The following is a 20,919-nucleotide window of genomic DNA, read 5'->3' on the forward strand; positions in this document are numbered from 1 at the left end:
TGGAAATTGATCTGATACTGGGCATATTGGCACATCCTTTTAAGGAGTATCTATAGGATTTTTATAAGAGATGTAAACATAGTCGCGCTTGGGAAAGGCAAGAGGCAAGAAAGTAGCCACTGCATCAAGACATATAGGTATTTTTGGTAATGGAAAGAACTGTCATCGTGTGGAGAAACTATTGTGTTGGTGAGACTGATGGGTTACTCGGCTCTGTTGAGGATTCGCAATAGCTTGCTCTTGGGGTGGAGAAACTATTGTGCTGGTGAGACCGATGGGTTACTCGGCTCTGTTGAGGATTCGCAATAGCTTGCTCTTGGGGTGGAGAAACTATTGTGCTGGTGAGACTGATGGGTTACTCGGCTCTGTTGAAGATTGGCAACAGCTTGCTCTTGGGACAGACAAAACCGACAAAAAAGACTTTTGAGGTGTCAAAAAATCATTTTTGTGGTATACTACACTTCATTGACCATCGTCCTGGACAGACGATGGGGGATTTTTGTTTGGGTAGAAAGTTCTTCTTACCCCATGATTTTTCTTCCTTTATGTGTTGCTTGGGCAGAAGATTTTTCTTCTCCCAGGTTTTTTTATATCTTCTTCACCATTCTTCTACTACCTCAGTTCGATGTCAGAAGTTGGCTGTTTTTTTGAGGAAACAGGAGACAGGAGACTCAATTACAGCAAGTGATCAGAAGACTCCAGAATTTATGGTGATAATCCAGAATTAACCGCAATTGCTGATCAAACTCTGATTAATGACTAATTAACTGGGAAATAATTTATTCTGATTCCTGAGTTCTAGATCAAGTTGGTTATGGGTCGCTCTGATTAAGTTAGTATTCTTGTACTAACTCGACTAACTATAAGCGATCGCAAATCAGCTTCATGTCCGAATCCATGTCAGAATCCATGTCCCAATCCATGTCCCAATCCCAATGGCAAGTCCTAGCGCCACCGGAAATTCCTCAGTGGTTCATCGAAGCTGTCAAATCCCATACTAAGGGCTATTCGGGAGATTATGCTGCTCAACTGCTGTGGCAACGGGGAATACGAGAGGAGAGACAACTAGCTGGTTTCCTCAACCCAGATTTGTATCAACCTACCAGCCCTTTTGATTTTGGACAGGAAATGAAATGGGCAGTAAAACGCCTACTCCAAGCCCGTGAGGCTGGGGCAAAGGTTGCCATATGGGGGGACTTTGATGCTGATGGAATCACGGCTACTAGTGTCCTATGGGAAGGACTGGGACAATTTTTCTGGCAGCACCAACAGCTAAGTTACTACATTCCCAATCGCCTGACGGAATCCCATGGTTTGAATTGTCCAGGAATTGACCAACTGAACGCTTCTGGGGTGAAACTTATCGTTACCTGCGATACTGGCAGCACGAATCTGAGGGAAATTGATTATGCTCACCAGTTGGGAATGGATGTGATTATCACTGACCACCATACTCTACCAGATGACCGTCCGCCAGTAGTTTCTATGATCAATTCTCGCTATTTTGCTGAAACTCACCCTTTATTTCATTTGTCTGGGGTGGCGGTGGCGTATAAGTTAGTGGAAGCGATGTATCAGGTTTTACCTAATATTCCCCAACAACGGTTAGAGGGGTTGCTGGATTTGGTGGCAATTGGTCTAATTGCGGATTTAGTGGAATTATCTGGAGATTGTCGTTACCTGGCACAACGGGGAATTGAACAACTGAAGCAGCAACTGAAAACTCGCTCTCGTCCTGGTATAGCGCGATTGTTACAGTTGTGTAAACGCAGTGGCGATCGCCCGACGGATATTTCTTTTGGACTTGGCCCGAGAATTAATGCTGTAAGTCGGATTCAAGGGGATGCTTCATTTTGTGTTGAGTTACTGACTAGTAAGGATGAGAAACGTTGTGAGCAACTGGCTTTAGAGACGGAACTAGCTAATACCCGCCGTATGTCTTTACAAAAAGATATTACTAAGCAAGTTAAGGATAAACTTGCCCAACTTGATCTGTCTACTACTAATGTGATTGTCCTAGAAGATCCCCAATGGCCAGTTGGTGTTTTAGGCTTAGTGGCAGGTCAAATTGCTCAGGAATATGGACGCCCGACGATTTTGTTAAGTACAGTTTTATTAAGTACTGAAAGTAGCGATAGAGAAAGCAAACTGGTAGAAGCAGGTTTAGAGGATAAACACTCCTATAGTATAGCACGGGGTTCGGCTCGTTCTGTTAATAATATTGATCTTTATGAATTAGTCAATTCCCAAGCTCATTTGTTGCATCGCTTCGGAGGTCATCCTTTTGCGGCTGGGTTGAGTTTGCCAGTGGATAATATTCCTTTATTTAGGGAAGCGATTAACCAGCAGTTGGCACAAAAACTAGGGACGACGGGTGCTTTGATGATGCCAGCCATGGAAGCGGATTTGGTGGTTAAGGTTGCTGAGTTGGGGAAAGCACTATTTGATGAATTGAAACATCTGGAACCTTGTGGGATGGGTAATCCTGTGCCAAAATTGCTGATTAAAAACTGTTGGTTTGAACAGGTTTTGAATCGTAACTCTAAGGATTTGAGAGGGCGAAAAGTACAGTATATCAAAACTAAATTTGAAATTTGGGATGACTCTACGAGTATGGGTTTTCCTGGAATTTGGTGGGGACATTATCAGGATGAAGTCCCTAAAGTTAGATGTAATGCTGTTGTGGAATTAGACTATAATAATTATGAAAAACGTCCAGAAGTGCGCCTCGTTGCTGTGCAACCTTGCCAAGAAAAAGATTTTTTCCAGTCTTGTTTACAGGTCTCTAATCAGCTGGATTGGATTTTAGATTGGCGGGGAGAAGAGTTACAGGTTGGCCAGTTGAAGGTTGAATGTTCTCAAGAGTTGAAAGTTGGCCAGTTGAAGGTTGAATGTTCTCAAGAGTTGAAAGTTGGCAGGTTGAAGGTTGTTCGCGAACAACCAGATCACCTTCAACCAGATCACCTTGGCCAAAAGGCCACGCTACGCGAACAACCAGATCACCTTCAACCAGATCACCTTGGCCAAAAGGCCACGCTACGCGAACAACCAGATCACCTTCAACCAAATAACCTTGGCCAAAAGGCCACGCTACGCGAACAACCAGATCACCTTCAACCAAATAACCTTGGCCAAAAGGCCACGCTACGCGAACAACCAGATCACCTTGGCCAAAAGGCCACGCTACGCGAACAACCAGATCACCTTGGCCAAAAGGCCACGCTACGCGAACAACCAGACAACCTTGGCCAAAAGGCCACGCTACGCGAACAACCAGATCACCTTCAACCAGATCACCTTCAACCAGATCACCTTCAACCAGATCACCTTGGCCAAAAGGCCACGCTACGCGAACAACCAGATCACCTTCAACCTCCTAACCTTGGCCAAAAGGCCACGCTACGCGAACAACCAGATCACCTTCAAGGTTTAACTCCTCTAATGGTTTATGAGTGTCCGACGAGTTGGGATGAGTTACAAGTATGGTGTAGGAGAGCAATACAGGCAGAACGACAATTAGCGATCGCATATCCACGGCCTAAACAACTATCTGCCCAAGACACCTGGAAAAAGTTGCTAGGAATTGCTAAGTTCCTCAGTCGCACGGGTCAATGGGCTACTTTGGTGCAATTGCAGGAGAAGTTGGATTTAAGCGATCGCACTGTTGAGTTAGGACTGAATGCTCTATCAGTGATTGGTTTTGAGGTTTCTTACCAGGACTCGGGGGTACAAATAAGCTGGCATGGGAGGGAGTGGTCTTCCGATTGGCCGTTGGCCACGCTACGCGAGCGGACGAATGTTGCTGGGAATGATGCGATTGCGCTACGCGCAATCGCAATATTTTTTGCTGCCATTGAGGAAGAACAGTTCCGACTTCAGTATTTTTACCAGGTGCCTCTGTCTACCATTACTGGATATAGCATGGTTGGTATCAAACAAGATTAGACGTAAGCATTCAGCAATCAGCAATCAGCAGTCAGCAGTCAGCCTTGGCCTTTGGCCACGCTACGGGAATGGCCACGCTATGGGAATGGCTGATCGCTGATCCCTGATCCCTGAGGGCTGATCGCTGATCGCTGATCCCTGATCGCTGATCCCTGATCCCTGATCCCTGAGGGCTGATCCCTGAGGGCTGATCGCTGATCGCTGATAACTGATAGCTGATAGCTAAATGCTTACAATCTGTGACACCTGCTAAACAGTCCACTAAGAAAACACAGACATTCAATTAATTGATACAACCGACTCTCTTTTAAAGAGTATCAACTAATTAAGCCGTCTAAAACTAAGCCAAATTTTTTATAGTTATATCCGGATTAGCCAGATTCAAGTCATCTCAAGGCTTTCAAGTATTTAGATTTTTTTTTAGAACCTGAGGAACCTTTTGTTTATTCCCAACGACTTGTAGAGAAAGGAACAAAAAATTAACGAATTTGAGGAAATAAACAATGCAAGGTTTACTGAAATCTATTTTCACCATTTCTACTTTGGCCGCTACAACAATTGCTCCCGTTTTACTAGGAAATAGTATGGCTTCAGCTAATCCAGGAGCAGATGATCTCAGCGTCAAAGGTACAGATGCTAGCTACATTGGCGTTGGTCTGGCCGCCGGTGTAACTAGTGATGGACAAGGGAATGACCAAAATATTGGTGGTAATATTACAACTCGTCTGACAACTTCAAAGCTTCCCGTTTCTCTACGTGGTGATGTTATTTTCAATGATGATAATACCGCGATTATTCCTAGTGTTTCTTTTGACCTAGGCGTAGCCAAAAATACTAATGTTTTTGCTAGTGTTGGTTACTCTTTTGTGGAAGATGACGGAGACAATACACCCATAGGTAATCAAGATGCTTGGGTGCTTGGCTTGGGTGCTGAAAGCCAAATTGCTAAGGATGTTTTGGTTTACGGTAATACTAAGGTAGGTCTTAACGCTTACGAAAATAGTTCAGGTGAGTCTGTCAGTGTTCAATTGGGTGCAGGCTATCGTTTCTAAACTTAGTATGTCCATTGTCAAAGGGAAAGGATGAAGGATGAAGGATGAAGGATGAAGGATGAAGGATGAAGGATGAAGTATAAAGGATGAAGTATAAAGTGTCAAATACTTCAACTGAGGTGACAACAATCCTCTTGTGCATCTACTCGCTTGAGCGAATCTACTCGCTTCAACCTTCCTTCAACTCTTCCCTTTCCTCTTTCCCGGTATCTGCTTCAATCACACTGAGTGGGTTTAGATAAATTTTAGGATTTATAAAGTTATCGATCCAATGGGCAACGGTAGTATTAGGATCTAATCATTAACCGTAATCCCGAGCGATTTATCGGGAATTATACTTATTCATCTTTTTAGATCCGTCGAACCAATGGTTGTATCTCAGACTCCTAAAGCCCGCAAACCCTCTAAGATTGAAGGAATTAAAGAACGCAGTAACTTCTTGCGTGAGCCGGTGGCAACTGAATTGCTACAGGATACTACTCATTTTACAGAAGACGCTATTCAAGTTCTTAAGTTTCACGGGTCTTACCAGCAAGACAACCGAGATAACCGGGTCAAGGGTCAGGAAAAAGACTATCAGTTCATGCTGCGCACTCGAAATCCTGGAGGATTTATTCCACCAGAGCTTTATCTGACTCTAGAGCAGTTGTCAGAAGAGTATGGTAACCATACCCTACGAGTAACTACCCGTCAGGGTTTTCAGATTCATGGCATTCTCAAAAAGAATTTGAAAGCGACAATTGCGGCAATTGTCCGCAATATGGGGTCAACCTTGGGTGCTTGTGGAGACCTCAACCGCAATGTTATGGCTGCACCAGCACCATATAAAAATCGACCAGAGTATCAGTATGCTTGGGAGTATGCTGATCGGATTGCTGACTTACTTACCCCTCAAACCGGTGCCTATTACGAGATTTGGCTGGATGGGGAAAAGGTAATTAGTGCTGAGGAAGCTCCGGAGGTGAAAGCAGCACGGCAGCGCAATGGTAATGGTACTATTTTCCAGGACAAAGAGGAACCAATCTACGGGGAACACTATATGCCCCGGAAGTTTAAGTGTTCCGTAACGGTTCCCGGGGATAACTCGATTGATATCTATACCCAAGATGTGGGGTTGGTGGTAATTACCAACGACCAGGGAGAACTGGAGGGATTTAATGTTCTGGCTGGTGGGGGTATGGGTCGTACCCACAATAAGGAAGAAACCTTTGCTCGTCTAGCTGACCACATCTGCTATGTGGAGAAAGAGGATATCTACGACTTGGTTAAGGCAATTGTGGCAACTCAACGGGATTATGGCGATCGCGTAAACCGCCGTCATGCCAGAATGAAGTACCTAATCAATGATTGGGGTGTCGAGAGGTTTCGGGAAAAAGTAGAAAGCTACTTCGGTAAAACCCTGGCACCGTTTAAGCCCTTACCCCCATTTAAGTACGAAGATTATTTGGGTTGGAACGAACAAGGAGACGGAAAGCTATTCCTGGGGATATCGATTGAGAATGGTCGGGTCAAAGATGAAGGGGATTTCCGACTCAAAACAGCTCTGCGGGAAATTACTGAGAAATTTGCCCTACCGATGCGGCTGACTGCTAACCACAATATAATTCTCTATGAGATTGACCCCACCCACCAGCAAACCCTGAATCAGATTCTCGAACAGCACGGTATTCAAGTTACTCCAGAAGGAATTGAACCGTTAGTGCGCTACTCCATGGCTTGTCCAGCTTTACCTACTTGTGGTTTAGCGATTACCGAATCAGAACGGGCGCTCCCTGGCATGGTTGAGCGGATTCGGTTACTGCTGGACAAATTGGGGTTAGAGAAGGAATATTTTGTGATCCGAATGACCGGTTGTCCCAATGGCTGTGCTAGACCGTATATCGCAGAGTTGGGATTTGTCGGTAGTGCACCAAAGGCTTATCAAGTGTGGCTGGGAGCTTCACCAGATCAAACTCGGTTATCACGAGCCTATGTCCAGAAAATGCCAGAAAGTGAGCTGGAATCTTTCTTTGAACCAATTTTTGTGCAGTTTCGGCAAGAGCGCAAACCAGAAGAGAGTTTTGGGGATTTTTGCGATCGCATTGGCTTTGATGCCCTTCGGGAATTTTCTGCTAACTATGAGCTAGGTAGCGGTATAGTTAATCCAGATGCCAAGCTAGCAAGTAAGAAATCCTCAGCTAAGAAATCTTCTACTGCTAAAAATCGCCGTCGAATTAGCATTCCCGAAGAAGTCCATGCTCGTCTTAAGGAAGCTGCTGCTAACCAAGGGAAAAGTATGACGGAGTTGGCAGCAGAGGCTCTGAAAGCTTATTTGCCATAACTAGGTTAGCAGGTTTAAGGCTGTCTGTCAGAATGTAGAATGCATAATTTAGAATGTAGAATGTAGAATGTAGAATGCATAATTTAGAATGTAGAATGTAGAATGCAGAATGCAGAATGTAGAATGCAGAATGTAGAATGTAGAATGTAGAATGTAAGCAGGTACACAAAATTAATTACACATTTCAAAAAACTCAAAGGCTTACAATGTAAGGGTTACAGAGATGGCGAGTAGGTAATTAATCCTGCGATCGGTGCTTATAATTCTAAATTCTAAATTCTAAATTCTAAATTCTAAATTCTAAATTCTAAATTCTAAATTCTAAATTCTAAATTCTGAATTCTAATAAATTCTAAATTCTAAATTCTAAATAGTTAGGGATGATATGAATTGGTAGCAAGAGCAGTAGATACTTGTTGGATTAGAGCTTCTTGGGTAGAGGAGTTATCTAAAACTAGATCAGCAAGTTCTATTTTTTGCTGGAGGGGGAGTTGGCTGTTGATCCGGGCTTGAGCTTGTTCTTTAGAGATGCGATCGCGTTTCTGGATCCGTCTGAGCTGTTGTTCTGGTGAGCAGCTGACTACCCAGATTTCTGTCACTAAGTCTGTCATCTTAGCTTCAAATAGTAGAGGGATGACTAATATCACTGTCGGAGCAACTAGCGATGCAGCGCGGTCTTGGGGGTTTCCCCCACTCGCTATTGCATCAAGAAAGGTATCGAGTTCAGATCGGAAGCGATCGCGTACATAAGGATGGATTTGTTGCTCTAACCACTGTCGCTCAGTTGGGTTACTAAAAATTATCTCTCCTAAGCGTTTACGGTTCAGGGTACTGTCACTGTGCTGCACTTGTAAACCGTAGCGCTGATAAATCTGTTTCAGGATTGGTGAATCTGGTTGTACTGCTTCTCTGGCATAGATATCCGCATCTAAAATTGGTAGCCTGTAGGTATCAGCCAGGTAATTCGATACGGTGGTTTTTCCCGTAGCGATACCACCGGTTAGACCAATGATGCGTTTTTGATTCATGGGCGTTAAGTGTAGAATCAGTGGTTAGATCAGGGATGCGATCGCACCTGTTGGTCACAAATCCGTGCTACCAGGTGGTGGGTTACCACCCAATTCCCTTCCCCTAACTTACCCTAAAGTAGCTGAGGGCTGATATCAGATCAGGATGATTACCCTTAATCAAAATCTCCCCCATCTCCCACACTCCCCGCGCCCGGGCCCCACACTCCCTTACAAGGGTATGTTTTTAAGATTCATCCAGGGGCAGGAGGAAAATCGGGACTAAATCTGCCTGTAGGTAAAGGCATGCCCTTAATCGCAGATGCCAAAATTATTAAAAATCCTCGTCTGAAACAACTTAAAAATCGAGTAGAATTAGTTTTTGGCAATAAAATTTGCTTTTCATGGATGCTCGGATTTTCCTTGGTCTCGGCGGAGGAGCTCATTTGCTCCAAAGGAGGTAAGCTACTTGCTGGCAAATTAGCTTCGGCCTCTCCACCAATACTGACTAAAAATAAAGTAGCAACAGCAATGGCTAACCAGAGACGTTCTGCGCGTTGAGGGTCATTCATTTTAGTGTGATGCCAACCAAAACCACCTCGTTTGATATCCTTGAAAAGACATTCAATCCAACTGCGCATACCATACCAACAAATTTGTGCTTGTTGAGGACTCAAATCTGTTACTATTAGCCAAGGATCGGCATACCCACAATCCCATTGAGCTAAAAGAGTGCAAGACAGACTGTTGGTTTTAAAACAAGTTACCTTTCCACTCCAAGATTGCCCCACTTGAGTAATTAATCCTGAAAGAGGAACAAATTGTTCCTGTGGTGAGGATTGATAATATCCTTGATGGTTAATACGCATAAATGGATGCCAACCCAATTGTTCAATCGCTTCATACAACCAATCAGCGTATAAACCTCTGTCTGTAGTGACAATCACCAACCAGTCCGAAGGAACACCCTCTTGAAGAGAATCTAAGAGTTTGAGCCAGTAGGGTTTCCAACTGCCTTTTTCGTTTGCTCTGAGTATTTTCCAAGCTACAGGGATTCCACAACCTCGATAAACCACACTAATAACTAATAAAGTAAAACGCTGACCTAATGTAGAAGCATCCGCAGCTAATACTAAACTTTTTTCCTCTGATGACCACCAACTTAATATCCAGCTTAACAATGGTACAAAGCTATTTTCGACCTGGATTTCCCTTCGTTTTCTTCCGTTTTTATCCACCCTACCATTGTACCACTGCCTTAATCTTTCTCGGATCGTGTTCTCTGGTTGCTCTAGAATTTCCCCCAAAAACACAACCGCAGTAGATAAACCACAATGATGAGTCATGGCAATCGCAAAGCTCCACATTCCTAATACTACTGCTTGTGGTTTACTTAAATGAGGCATTTTTTTGATAACCACCCGTAACCATTGTTGATAAGCAATTGGACGATTTTTGTTCACAGGGAATTGCTCTAACTCGGCGTTAATGCACAATAGTTATTTTACTGTTATCAAACACATTTGATAAATTTCCTGTTTCTGACTACTATTTAATTTAGGGAGCTCCGTCCCGGGCGCTGGTAAGTCATGGTGCCGCCAGTAGAAAACCACCTGGGTAACGCCAGTCTACAAAATGAATTTCAGTACTCCAACAGTTGCTCTGTGTTACTATCCCCAAAGTTTCCAAGTCAATAGTTCCCCGACCATTACACATAATTTTCAAGTTGGTACAATATCTCAGCCCCTGACGCTTCGGGGATGGCCACTACCAACAGTAGTCAGAAACACATTTTTCCAAGAAATATCAAATCCTTTCTGAGGTTTGGGTTTCAAAATGTGTTTCTTAATAGCTATCGCCCCATCAGGGGATAGCTATTAAGAAGAAGTAGTCACTTAATGATTTTTTTTTAATACTCAAATCCTTGCTGGGGTTTGGGTTTCAAAATGTATTTCTGTTGAATAATACCTAGGCGAATGCCGAAATCTTAAAAACATACCCTTGAAAGCCCCACACTCCCCACACTTCCCGCGCCCGGGCCCCTAGATTATGGGTATTCAACCGGACTTGATATGAGTGGGTCAGTTTTGAGTGGTTCAGTTTTCTTGTCTAAATCTCATCTAACTTTCATTTATTAGTTAGGGCGATTTCAGGATGGTAGTTCATTATAATAATTAAGCAACTAAAACAATGATTCAATTCATTTTTTATTACTAGGAGGAAGTGTTATGAAACGTCTAATTGTTGGTGGTTTATCCGTATTGTTAATGGCAGCAGCAACTCCGGCTGTGCAAGCAGAAACAACTGTTGTTAAACACAACTCTTTAAACAATGCTCTGCTCAGTCAACGAATAGCCTCTACTATCGCCACAGGAAGCTTTATCACCGTTGATAGAGGGCATCGCACTCAAGGAAATGCCAAGATTGTCAATGAAAATGGTAAACGCTATCTAGAATTCGATCAATCCTTTAAAACTGGTAGTGGCCCCGATGTGAATGTAGTCCTGTATCGGAACAGCAGTGTACCTCGTAAAATTCAACCACGAGACTATGTAACCCTTGCCCGACTCAAGCAATTCAGTGGTGCTCAACGCTATGCTATTCCTGACGACTGGAATCTTGATGAATTTGGCTCTGTAGCAATTTGGTGTCGTCGGTTTAACATCACCTTTGGTTACGCTTCCCTATAAAAGAGGTACTTTCGTCCTGGGTTAATGGGAGTAGGGAGTCGGGAGTCGGGATGCAGTACGGTCAAAGGGAGCTAGTTGCTCATCGCTTCATCCGTTCCGTCGCAAGGTAGCCAGCTCCTGATCTTCCCCTACACCCTACACCCGGTCACCCCACACCCAATTACCTATTACCTATTACCTATTACCTATTACCTATTACCTATTACCTATTACCTATTACCTATTACCTATTACCTATTACCTATTACCTATTACCTATTACCTAAAATCCCGAAATTTTGTACCTCATAGCTATGAGAAGTGCTATAAATAATAGTAATACTGGCTAGTTGCTGTTAGGATTTTGCGCTCCAATTAATTTTAACAGAGTACTAGTTTTGGCGACGATAAAGACTTTAAAAAAGACCTAGTTTTGATAAAAAAAATATTTTTTGTTTCTTTATAAGAATCGACAATTCCTTGTCTGTTTCTTTACAGTCCATGTGGCAAGACAGTACCAGTTAGAAGAGACATAGGGACTGCGGACATGAAAGCATTATCACTGGAAAGTGTTACGGCAGCATCTAATCTACCCAAGGAGTCACCTCCTCAGGAGTATCGGAGTGAGTACCCCTTCCGGACACTACTTTATCTCTACCGCCAAGACCTAGGTAAAATCGGACTGTCGATGGCGGTGTATGTGATCAAACACAGTCCGGAATGGATCAGACCATTGGTGATTGCTAATGTAATTGATATTATTGCCAACCCAAGCACTCACCCACTGTCGGAGTTATGGATTAATGGGGCTATCTTAGGGATTTCTATACTGCAAAATATCCCCACCCATTACTTACACATCCGGTTTATGAGTCTGGCGACTCGCAACATGGAGTCGAATCTGCGCTCAGTAATCACCCAGCAGCTGCAACTGCTTTCGATTGGGTTCTACAAAAATAACAGCAAGGGAGCACTACAAACCAAACTCTTGCGGGATGTGGAACAAATTCAAGGGTTGGCAACAACCCTGTTCCAGTTTGTCCCTTCTGCTGTGCTAACTATCTTAGTAGCAATTTTCGCTACTGCTATTCGTGCTCCTTGGTTCCTGCTGTTCTTCGTGGGAACTGTCCCAGCCGCTGTGATTCTGATCTCGATACTCAGACGACCGATTCGCGATCGCAATTCTGCTTTCCGGCAACAACTAGAAGAAATGGCAGCTAGCTTAATCGAGATGATTCAGCTAATCCCAGTCACACGAGCTCATGGTGCTCAACAGACTGAGATGGAACGGATTGATGCCAAGTTAGTGACGGTGAAAGAGGCAGCGGTGCGACTTGACTCGATTAACGCCATCACTGATTCCTCTTCTTGGGTAACCCTACGGTTATTCAGTCTCGTTTGCTTGATCACCTCAGCCTGGTTAGTCTATACCAAGCAATGGGCAATCACAGTGGGGGATGTGGTGTTACTGACCGGCTATTTTGATTCCCTAACTAACTCGATAGTGCAAATTCTAGCGGTATTGCCACAGATTGGCAAAGGTTTTGAATCCATTCGCTCAGTAGGTGAAATTATGGAGTGTCCTGACCTAGAGCGCAATCCTGGTAAGATAGCTCTGCAACAGGTGCGTGGTGAATTCACCTTTGACTCCGTTAGTTATCAGTATCCCGATACGGAACAGTTTGCCATTCAAGACTTTTGTCTACAGGTCAATCCTGGGGAAACCATTGCCATCGTCGGACCATCCGGAGCCGGAAAATCGACGTTATTAAGTCTGATTATTGGTTTCATGGCTCCCACAACCGGAAGAGTTTTACTAGATGGTACAGATATGAGTAGCCTCGACCTACAGACCTATCGGAAATTCCTATCAGTGGTTTCCCAGGAGACTATCTTATTTGAAGGTACGGTGCGAGAGAATATTGTATATGGCAGTGAACAATTGGATGAAGAACAGTTAATCAAGGCGATTCAGGATGCCAATGCTTTAGAATTTATTCAGGAATTGCCCTCGGGACTTGATACTCTAATTGGGGAAAATGGGGCAAAACTTTCTGGTGGTCAACGGCAACGATTAGCGATTGCTCGTGCTTTAATTCGTAATCCACGGGTGTTAGTTCTCGATGAAGCAACATCGTCTCTAGATACTGCTTCGGAAGCTTTGATTCAGGACGCTTTGGAACACTTGATGGAAAACCGCACAACGTTTGTAGTAGCTCATCGCCTGTCAACGATTCGGAAGGCTGACCGGATTGTAGTTATGGAACGAGGGCATATTGTAGAAGTTGGCAATCACCCTCAACTGCTGGCTAAAGATGGAACCTATACACAGTTACATTCATTACAGATATAGCAGTTATGGCGCTACGCGCAAGTCAGAAGTCAGAAGTCAGAAGTCAGAAGTCAGAAGTCAGCTATGACTAAGTTTCGGAGTTTAGGAATGTCCTGACCTTCATGTGTAATGCTATATCAATGGGGTGAGGTATAGAATTATGGGTTTTAGGGAGTAGGGAGTAGGGAGTAGGGAACAGGATAAAAATTATGTGTACCTCATAGCTATGAGAAATGCTATATCACTGAGGGAAATCACCGAACTGTTCTCGATAACGAGCTAACAATGACTCCATTTGAGCTAATTGCTCCTGAGCTTGTTGCTTTTGCTGACATTCTTGTTCGGCTCGTTGCTTTTCGAGTTCGGCTGCTTCAGTAGGGGCAGGAACTAGTTGTCCTTCTGGAGTAAACCAACGTAATTTTGAGTCATAAATTCCCAAATATAGTGCCAACTGTTGACTCCACAACCAACCTTCTTGATTAGGCTCAAGTTCGAGATAACAACCATCTACCAAGTGGAAGCCCTTTAATTCCAGGGTGTTGGGGTCAAACCAGAAATAGTCGGGAGTACGGAATGTATCCTGGTAGATTTGCTTCTTTAATCCTCGGTCCGTATCTGCTGTGGTAGGGGAAATAATTTCTACAATCACATTCGGATACTTCCCCTCTTCTTGCCACACTACCCAACTGTTCCGAGGTTTGCGCTCAGTTCCCAGCACCACAAAAAAGTCAGGCCCACGAAATTCTTCAGACTTACGTTGTCGAGGACTGTAATAAATAGTCAGATTTCCCGAGACATAGAAATCATCACGCTCATCCCACAACCACTCTAGGCATTGGATGAGTAGGGTCATTTGTAGTCGATGTAGATCAGTTTCCAAAGGTGGTTCGTCACTGAATAAATCCCTAGGGGGAAATATAACATCTTCCGGTACAGTTGTTGCCTTTTCTGTTGGCGTTTCTGTTGCCGTTTTTAATTCTTGAGTCAAAGACATGGCGGCTAGGGTACAATAAGTAGGTGGTACTTATTAGTCTATAGCCATTTAATTTTTTTGTGCACCATTTTTATAATTAACTGATCTGCCAATCGCTAGATCTAGTCAAGTAATATCTGAACAAATTTGAAAAATTATCAATCTCTGATCGCAACCATTCAGATAATAAATGTTCACAGCGTTTTTCATAACTATCAGGTACACCTGTTTCCTTTGCTATAGCTGATAGCTGATAGCTGATAATTTAGCATTCACTTTTTTTTATACTAAAATTACCCCCGGAAAAAAAATTTATAAAAACCCTTGACAATTAAAATTATAATCATTACAATAATCATTGTAAGCGATGCAGCGCGGTCTTGGGGGTTTCCCCCATGAGCGACTGCATCAAGACAACGAAATTTAGTTTTTTAGCCATGTCTACAGAATTTATTCCGAATCACAACAATAATCCCAAGAAACAACGTATTAAGTACATTAAGGGCTCTCCTGAAGCAGTAACCAAAACTATTTACGGCCTTTGCGCACTCGGGTATGGGTCGGTTTCCGACTGGAGCCCTTTGCAACCGACGGGCATTCCGGGGCAAGTAATTAGTTTTGCAACCAAGTATCAAACTTGGCGTTAATAGGTTAAATTTATGGGGGGGTTTCCCCCCCGGTCTGGTCCGGTAGGATCACATCCGGATTGATTCGGAAACTGATAGACAAGACAATTGCGTTTACAGTATTGAAATAGCCGTGGATAGTATTTCTACGGCTATTTTTTTTTGTAAGCTATCAGCTTAAGCGCTACGCGCACGCTACGCGAACAGCTATCAGCTATCAGCTATCAGCTTAAGCGCTACGCGCACGCTACGCGAACAGCTATCAGCTATCAGCTATCAGCTTAAGCGCTACGCGCACGCTACGCGAACAGCTATCAGCTATCAGCTTATGATTGGGGCTACACCTATGGTGGGCAGTGCCTAGTAACGGGCTTTGTCAGCTGATTTGTATCAAGCACTGCCCACCCTACATGAACTAAAATCAATTAAATTGATCGTAATGACCACCTATTGCAAAAATATAAACATAGTTATCATCAAATTTGTAAATAAGGCGATCTTTTTGAGAAATTATTCTTGACCACAACCCCGATAAATTATGTTTTAACGGTTCAGGTTTTCCCATTCCTTTAGCGGGATCGTCTCTCAGCATTTCTTTGATGATTTTACAAAGGGTTTGATGGAGTTTTTTGTCTTTTTTACGAAGTTCTTCGTAATTTTACCAAGTTTTGCCCTCAAATACTAAGGATATCATCTAGTTCTTCCTGATTGGGAGAGTAGCCTTTATTTTGGGTATGGGTAGCTTGAGAATGGTTAATCTGTTCCATTAAATGGCTATTTTGTAATACATACAAGGTTTCTTGTTGTTGTTCCAAATCTTCGGCACTAATAATAATAAAGTATCCCTGATTGGGATCGGTTATTTTGAGGGTAGTATGGTGATTGATGACTTGTTTAATAAAGTCTTGGATGTTAGTTTTAAATTGCTTGATAGGGATAGAGTTCACTGTTTTTTCCTCATTTATACTTAAGTATAGCAGGTTAATATAGCGGTTTTAAATTAGGTGAGGTAAAAATTTGTTGGTGTTAGGGAGTAGGGAGCAGTAAAGTCAGAAGAGGGAAGAGAGAAAAAATTATGTGTACCTGATTAGGTAACAAAGCGCTATATTTCCTTGAGTTGCTTGTAAGCATTCATATCAAGTCCGGTTGAATATCCATAATAAAAGTTTATCGAAGGCAGCTATGCTGAAGTAAAAGAGTAAGGTTTCAAGGTAATGGTGCGATGCGCTACGCGCAGCCAAAGGCGATTGACCTTAGGTCACGCTTCGCTTCATCGCAACGGTAGAAATCGGTTTCAGCTACAACAACCTATTCCTGGATGTCTTTCTGAAACAGTTTGTAGGTTAATAAACACTGCTTTATTGTGTTTATTAAGAAATATTGCTAGTTTATTGACAAAAACTGCTTATTGTAGTTTTTTACTAAAACTAAACTTCCCTAGTATAGATGCAATCGCTTTTAGCGCAGCAAAGCTGATTGCAAGGGCAGGACGGTAGCAGGGTTGTGAGGGAGCCTATGTGCCATAGCTTATTTATTCACACGTAAATATTTCCGGAATCCTGATTTATTGACTGTAATCTGTACTAAGAAGCGATGCAACATTCACTTCAACATCAAATGAATTGTGATAATTTTTGTTCCCTACTCCTTACTCCCTGTTCCCTTTCGTATATATGATGATCGCTGATGAAAGCTAAAGAAGTTCTGAGACTATATACAGCAGGAGAAAGGGATTTCCGTAGGAAAAATCTTAGAGGTGAGTCATTCCAGGGGGAAGACCTTTCAGGTGCAGATTTTAGTGAAGCTGATATTAGAGGGGCTAATTTTAAGAATGCTATTTTAAGGGAAACTCAGTTCTGTAAGGCGAAGGCCGGATTACAAAAACGGTGGGTAATTGTTCTTCTATTGCTTTCATGGGTAATCTCAGGAGTATCAGGAATTACCAGCGTATTTGGTGGGGAATTAGTAGAGCCAATATTTAGCTCTAACGACGTGGCAGAGCAAGGTTACAGTTGGATGATTTTATTTGTAATAATTGTCTTATTTGCTATTATCATTCGTCAAGGTATCCGAGGATCCTTAGCCGTAGCCTTAGCCTTAGCCGGAATCTTCGCCGGAGCCGGAGCCTTAACCGGAGCCGAAGACTTAGCCGGAGCCCTAGCCTTAGCCGTAGTCGTAGTTTTCGCCGGAGCCATACTCTTCGCCGGAGCCGTAGCCGGAGCCAGAGCCGTAGCCGGAGACGTAGCCGGAGCCGTAACCTTTCAGGTAGCCGTACTTTTAGCCGGAGCCTTAGCCGGAGCCGGAGCCTTAGCTGTAGCTGTAGCTGTAGGTTTACTTGGTACTTATCTGGGCTGGCGTGCTCTAAAAGGGGATCCCCGAGATGCCTCGATTCTGAGTATTGCTATTGATTTGGCTGCTATAAAAGGTACCAGTTTTTACAATGCGGACCTAACCGATGCCGATTTTACGGGAGCCATCCTCAAAAGTACAGATTTAACAAAGGCTACTCTCACTCGTACGTGTTGGCAAAATACTGCTAAGCTTGACCGAGCTAGACTAGGAACAAGCTACCTTCAAGATCAAAAAGTTAGACAATTGCTGATAACTGGAGAGGGACAAGATAAAAACTGGGATGGCCTCGACTTAAGAGGTATTAATTTAAAGGGAGCTAATCTACAAGATGCTAGCTTCATTGGAACAGACTTAAACCGAGCTAACTTAGAAAATGCTAATTTATCCAGAGCTAAGTTAGTTCAAACGTTACTAGAAGGAGCAGATTTAACCGGAGCCACCTTAACGGGAGCGTATATCGAAGATTGGGGAATCAGCAATACTACTAAACTACTTGAAATTGATTGCGATTATATTTTCCTGAAACTACCTAGTAAAAATGATCCAGACCCTAAACGTCGTCCTGCTGACCAAGAGAGAAACTTTGAACCAGGGGAATTTGCTAAATTAGCTCATAAAATTCCTAATACTGTTGATTTAATTTTTAAAGATGGTATCGACTGGCAGACTTTTCTGAAAACTTTTCAGGAGCTTCGAGTGGAAAGCGATACAAGCCATACAGAAGAGCTACCAGTCATACAGACAATGGAAAATAAAGGTGACGGTGCTTTTGTTATTCGTGTCAAAGTCCCTGACAAAGTTGATGAAGCTGAATACGAGCGAAAATTTTGGGCAAAATACAAGCCAATGTTAGAGGCTAAAGATATAGAGATCAAGTTTTTATATGAACAAATCAAAGATAAACGTCAAGAAATCAAAGATAAACGTGAAGAAAATACTGAATTACTAGGAATTGTTAAAACAATGGCAGATAAAGAAACTACTAGAATTGATAATATTGACATGCGTAATCAGTCTAATGCCAAGTTTAACATTGGTGCTAACTATGTCGAAAAAGGTGAATATGTTAGTAGTCAGGAAAGCAATGCTAAGCAAAATAACTACGAAGCACCTGACAAAAATCTAACGGAAGCAGCAGCAGAAATCCAGCAACTTCTGGAGCAACTATCTCAGAGTAATCCCACTAGTACTGAGATTGAGAAGTTAACAGTTGTAGCGAGGGCTGCTGAGGAAATAAAGAATAACCCTACCCTCAAAGCTAAGGTTATCAATGCTCTTAAATCAGGAGGAGTAGAAGCTTTAAAGGAAGCCATAGACCATCCCTTAGTTAACATTTTGATGGCTATGATTGAGGGATGGATAGAGGCTTAGCTATAAAAAACTAAATATAAGGTCAATAAAGCAGATGAGCAAAAATACCTTAACCCAAGAGCAATGCCAAGAATTAATACAACTGCTTTCCAAACGGAAAGATAAGCTGGACGGAAGAATTACCAAAAATAATAGCTTAACCCAAGAGCAATTAGAAGAATTAGTAAAACGGCTTTCCAAACGTAAAAATGAGCTGCATGGAAGAATCCCCATTACAGCGGTGATGGATAGTTTAAGGGACTTAGAACTATCTGATCTACTTCTTGAAAGTGATATTTATGAGGTGTGTGAACCAATGGATAGAGAATCGAAAATCAAGACATGGAAAAACTATTTTAATTTTGCCTTAATACTAATCATTTTGACAGCACCATTATTTACATTTGGAGGGTATAAAATCCGAGAATTTATTGTGGCTAATTTTCCGGAATTAGTAGGAATAACAAGCAATAATAGTGATTTTAATATACAAGTCAATAATCTACAAAATGAACTAAAAAAACTAGAAATCGAAAATGATAAACTAGAGAAAATAAATCAAGAACTAAATGCTAAAATCGAAAACGTTCAACCTCTTGTTGTTCCTTCTCCAGTAATTTCACCAACTCCGACAGTCGCAACCACTATACTTACTCAAAATCCAGCAAAATCAGTTAAACTTGAAGGTATTATATATAAATTTAAAAATTGCCAAAAATCCTTAAATGTAAATTCAAGTACTCAATCCATAAGTTGTGCTATATTAATTACAAGCACTAAAGAAAATGTTCAGTTGCGTTTATATTCCAATCGCACTTCTTCTCAAAGAAGTAGACTATTGGATCAAGGTAAAGAATATGTAGCCACAAAAGTTGAATTTGGTACATACAGTAGTAATCGCATAGGTTATGTAAAAAATAGCTTGATTAAGGATGTACCGATAGAAGCCATTATTGATTTTGATGGAGTTCCACTAGAATTAAACCAGATAGATATCCTGCAATTTACATCCTATTTAGAGAGTTCTTATTACAAAGGTAAACTCAATACTGAATTACGTAATTTGCCGGTTATTCCGGAAAAATAGAAATTATCTAATTTACAAATAGGTTATAGCGGTTTTTAATTAGGTGAGGTACAAATTTTAGGGTTTTAGGGAACAGTGGCGTAGGGTGCGTGATAAGACGGGCTCCCCTTGATTTTCCCCCTGTTGACATCGGTTGAGATAGCCCGGCCCGTAACGCACCACTGGATCAAACTAGAGATCCTTCCCCCTTGCCTCAGCGCAGCCCTATAAATAATTTGTCTGTAGATAACTTAAGGTTAGGAAAAAGATAAGATTTGAGACAATCCCCTCTACGAAACATTACGTTCTGATATTGATCATTTACCAAACAACAGACCGTTACCGTCGGTTGCTTGGGGCTACCAATAAAGTATTTTCCGCCAATACCGAGATAATCCACAATCCAGTATTCTGGAATGCCCAAAGCTTCGTAATCTTCATACTTCCGAGCATAATCATTCTGCCAATTTGTACTAACGACCTCAACCACAAGTTTTACTGTAGTACCCAGAGTTATCACTGGTTCCCTTGCCCAAAGTGGTTCGTTGAGCAATTCTCCTTCATCAAGCACAACCAGATCTGGTCTGAAAGCGTTGAAGGTTTCCAAGGGCTGAATTAAGCAACGGTGTGGGATAAAATAAGGTACATCTAAACGATTTATTTCTACCTTAAGCTTTCGGCTAATCAACGCCACTACTTGCTCGTGGGGGCCAGTTGTTTCTATCTCAATTAGCTCTCCATCAATGAGTTCGTAGCGTTCATCGTCTCCATACTGAGCAATAAATTCTTCTGGACTAATACCGGTTGTGGTTGCTGATAAAATCATAGAGCGGTCTCCTACTAAAACCTTACTGTTATCAACACCTAACTAAAATGTAAGCTATCAGCTTATGCGCTACTTGAGGTGCTTTTGAATAAAACAGGTAAGCATTGCTTTAATCTGAGTTAAGCCACAGCATCGTTCGCACAGCGTGGCCGTTCGCGTAGCGTGGCCAAAAGGCCAAAAGGCCAAGGCCAAAGCCTGTGCCACGGCTGACAGCTGAACACTGACAGCATGAACATTTGGATTGATGCCCAACTGCCTCCAACATTAGCAACAAGCCCTTGGGTGGTGCGTTACGGGACGGGCTATTTCAACACTAGCGCTAGGTTTTAACATGAGGGCAAGCCCGCCCCTAACGCACCCTACGCACTGTTCCCTGTTCCCTGTTCCATGTTCCCTAATAA

General features: G+C 42.4%; 17 protein-coding genes and 1 pseudogene. 9 read left to right on the top strand and 9 right to left on the bottom strand.

Annotated features, from left to right (window positions below; translation table 11 throughout):
* Nucleotides 1-274: 274 nt before the first annotated feature.
* Together F6K20_RS00945 and recJ are read left to right on the top strand one after the other, a co-directional pair.
* Nucleotides 275-427 (top strand): hypothetical protein, encoded by a 153-nt coding sequence (locus F6K20_RS00945; RefSeq protein WP_287254674.1) that lies wholly within the window; start codon nucleotides 275-277, stop codon nucleotides 425-427.
* A gap of 494 nt (nucleotides 428-921) precedes the next feature.
* Nucleotides 922-3,945, top strand: a complete 3,024-nt coding sequence (recJ, locus tag F6K20_RS40440) for a single-stranded-DNA-specific exonuclease RecJ (protein ID WP_502708799.1) — start codon at nucleotides 922-924, stop codon at nucleotides 3,943-3,945.
* 31 nt (nucleotides 3,946-3,976) lie between these two features.
* Here recJ and F6K20_RS00955 read toward each other — a convergent pair whose 3' ends face one another.
* Nucleotides 3,977-4,228 carry a hypothetical protein gene (locus F6K20_RS00955; RefSeq protein WP_008185977.1) on the bottom strand — a complete coding sequence of 84 codons (252 nt, stop codon included), beginning with the start codon at nucleotides 4,226-4,228 and terminating at the stop codon, nucleotides 3,977-3,979.
* A 220-nt stretch (nucleotides 4,229-4,448) separates the two neighbouring features.
* Here F6K20_RS00955 and F6K20_RS00960 point away from each other — a divergent pair, with 220 nt between their 5' ends.
* A complete protein-coding gene (locus tag F6K20_RS00960; RefSeq protein ID WP_008185975.1) occupies nucleotides 4,449-4,997 on the top strand; it encodes an outer membrane beta-barrel protein in 549 nt (182 codons plus the stop codon).
* Between the two features lie 367 nt (nucleotides 4,998-5,364).
* A complete protein-coding gene (sir, locus tag F6K20_RS00965; protein ID WP_008185973.1) occupies nucleotides 5,365-7,317 on the top strand; it encodes a sulfite reductase, ferredoxin dependent in 1,953 nt (650 codons plus the stop codon).
* Between the two features lie 374 nt (nucleotides 7,318-7,691).
* On the opposite strand, the gene coaE is transcribed toward sir, so the two are convergent.
* The 3 genes from coaE to F6K20_RS00980 form a co-directional block, all read right to left on the bottom strand.
* On the bottom strand, nucleotides 7,692-8,345 hold the full coding sequence (coaE, locus tag F6K20_RS00970; RefSeq protein ID WP_008185972.1) for a dephospho-CoA kinase: 654 nt from the start codon (nucleotides 8,343-8,345) through the stop codon (nucleotides 7,692-7,694).
* 233 nt (nucleotides 8,346-8,578) lie between these two features.
* On the bottom strand, nucleotides 8,579-9,820 hold the full coding sequence (locus tag F6K20_RS00975; protein ID WP_287293400.1) for a transposase: 1,242 nt from the start codon (nucleotides 9,818-9,820) through the stop codon (nucleotides 8,579-8,581).
* Between the two features lie 91 nt (nucleotides 9,821-9,911).
* The gene (locus tag F6K20_RS00980) at nucleotides 9,912-10,040 is read right to left on the bottom strand and encodes a hypothetical protein (RefSeq protein ID WP_287293402.1); all 129 of its coding nucleotides are present in this window, start codon (nucleotides 10,038-10,040) and stop codon (nucleotides 9,912-9,914) included.
* Nucleotides 10,041-10,552: 512 nt separating this feature from the next.
* On the opposite strand from F6K20_RS00980, the gene F6K20_RS00985 reads away from it, so the two are divergent.
* Nucleotides 10,553-11,014 (top strand): DM13 domain-containing protein, encoded by a 462-nt coding sequence (locus F6K20_RS00985; protein ID WP_008185966.1) that lies wholly within the window; start codon nucleotides 10,553-10,555, stop codon nucleotides 11,012-11,014.
* A gap of 526 nt (nucleotides 11,015-11,540) precedes the next feature.
* Nucleotides 11,541-13,346, top strand: a complete 1,806-nt coding sequence (locus F6K20_RS00990) for an ABC transporter ATP-binding protein (protein ID WP_287293404.1) — start codon at nucleotides 11,541-11,543, stop codon at nucleotides 13,344-13,346.
* 220 nt (nucleotides 13,347-13,566) lie between these two features.
* Here F6K20_RS00990 and F6K20_RS00995 read toward each other — a convergent pair whose 3' ends face one another.
* Nucleotides 13,567-14,319: a Uma2 family endonuclease gene (locus tag F6K20_RS00995; RefSeq protein ID WP_008191284.1), complete on the bottom strand. Its 753-nt coding sequence runs from the start codon at nucleotides 14,317-14,319 to the stop codon at nucleotides 13,567-13,569.
* Nucleotides 14,320-14,735: 416 nt separating this feature from the next.
* Between F6K20_RS00995 and F6K20_RS01000 the strand changes: the two genes are divergently transcribed.
* A complete protein-coding gene (locus F6K20_RS01000) occupies nucleotides 14,736-14,945 on the top strand; it encodes a hypothetical protein (RefSeq protein ID WP_071986988.1) in 210 nt (69 codons plus the stop codon).
* A 400-nt stretch (nucleotides 14,946-15,345) separates the two neighbouring features.
* Here the strand turns inward: F6K20_RS01000 and F6K20_RS01005 are convergent.
* Nucleotides 15,346-15,618 (bottom strand): annotated as a pseudogene (locus F6K20_RS01005) (Txe/YoeB family addiction module toxin).
* Nucleotides 15,599-15,871 (bottom strand): type II toxin-antitoxin system Phd/YefM family antitoxin, encoded by a 273-nt coding sequence (locus F6K20_RS01010; protein WP_008191289.1) that lies wholly within the window; start codon nucleotides 15,869-15,871, stop codon nucleotides 15,599-15,601. Before F6K20_RS01010 ends, F6K20_RS01005 begins: the two are co-directional and overlap by 20 nt.
* Nucleotides 15,872-16,610: 739 nt before the next feature.
* Between F6K20_RS01010 and F6K20_RS01015 the strand changes: the two genes are divergently transcribed.
* Both F6K20_RS01015 and F6K20_RS01020 read left to right on the top strand, forming a co-directional pair.
* Entirely contained in the window at nucleotides 16,611-18,647 is a 2,037-nt protein-coding gene (locus tag F6K20_RS01015; RefSeq protein WP_287265824.1) for a pentapeptide repeat-containing protein, read from the top strand.
* Between the two features lie 34 nt (nucleotides 18,648-18,681).
* The gene (locus tag F6K20_RS01020; protein ID WP_287265822.1) at nucleotides 18,682-19,713 is read left to right on the top strand and encodes a hypothetical protein; all 1,032 of its coding nucleotides are present in this window, start codon (nucleotides 18,682-18,684) and stop codon (nucleotides 19,711-19,713) included.
* A gap of 193 nt (nucleotides 19,714-19,906) precedes the next feature.
* Here the strand turns inward: F6K20_RS01020 and F6K20_RS01025 are convergent, their stop codons facing one another.
* Together F6K20_RS01025 and F6K20_RS01030 are read right to left on the bottom strand one after the other, a co-directional pair.
* Entirely contained in the window at nucleotides 19,907-20,518 is a 612-nt protein-coding gene (locus tag F6K20_RS01025; protein WP_287293408.1) for a Uma2 family endonuclease, read from the bottom strand.
* Nucleotides 20,519-20,587: 69 nt separating this feature from the next.
* Nucleotides 20,588-20,770 carry a hypothetical protein gene (locus F6K20_RS01030; protein ID WP_131826829.1) on the bottom strand — a complete coding sequence of 61 codons (183 nt, stop codon included), beginning with the start codon at nucleotides 20,768-20,770 and terminating at the stop codon, nucleotides 20,588-20,590.
* Nucleotides 20,771-20,919 lie beyond the last annotated feature (149 nt).

The organism is Moorena sp. SIO2C4, from assembly GCF_010672485.1.
Lineage (GTDB): Bacteria > Cyanobacteriota > Cyanobacteriia > Cyanobacteriales > Coleofasciculaceae > Moorena > Moorena producens.

Bases quoted from the DNA above. Each gene is read 5' to 3' on its own strand.
- F6K20_RS01020 (WP_287265822.1), top strand. From the start codon at position 18,682: ATGAGCAAAAATACCTTAACCCAAGAGCAATGCCAAGAATTAATACAA.
- F6K20_RS00980 (WP_287293402.1), bottom strand. From the start codon at position 10,040: ATGTGTAATGGTCGGGGAACTATTGACTTGGAAACTTTGGGGATAGTA.
- recJ (WP_502708799.1), top strand. From the start codon at position 922: ATGTCCCAATCCCAATGGCAAGTCCTAGCGCCACCGGAAATTCCTCAG.
- coaE (WP_008185972.1), bottom strand. From the start codon at position 8,345: ATGAATCAAAAACGCATCATTGGTCTAACCGGTGGTATCGCTACGGGA.
- F6K20_RS01000 (WP_071986988.1), top strand. From the start codon at position 14,736: ATGTCTACAGAATTTATTCCGAATCACAACAATAATCCCAAGAAACAA.
- F6K20_RS00960 (WP_008185975.1), top strand. From the start codon at position 4,449: ATGCAAGGTTTACTGAAATCTATTTTCACCATTTCTACTTTGGCCGCT.
- F6K20_RS01015 (WP_287265824.1), top strand. From the start codon at position 16,611: ATGAAAGCTAAAGAAGTTCTGAGACTATATACAGCAGGAGAAAGGGAT.
- F6K20_RS00990 (WP_287293404.1), top strand. From the start codon at position 11,541: ATGAAAGCATTATCACTGGAAAGTGTTACGGCAGCATCTAATCTACCC.
- sir (WP_008185973.1), top strand. From the start codon at position 5,365: ATGGTTGTATCTCAGACTCCTAAAGCCCGCAAACCCTCTAAGATTGAA.
- F6K20_RS00995 (WP_008191284.1), bottom strand. From the start codon at position 14,319: ATGTCTTTGACTCAAGAATTAAAAACGGCAACAGAAACGCCAACAGAA.
- F6K20_RS00985 (WP_008185966.1), top strand. From the start codon at position 10,553: ATGAAACGTCTAATTGTTGGTGGTTTATCCGTATTGTTAATGGCAGCA.
- F6K20_RS01025 (WP_287293408.1), bottom strand. From the start codon at position 20,518: ATGATTTTATCAGCAACCACAACCGGTATTAGTCCAGAAGAATTTATT.
- F6K20_RS00945 (WP_287254674.1), top strand. From the start codon at position 275: ATGGGTTACTCGGCTCTGTTGAGGATTCGCAATAGCTTGCTCTTGGGG.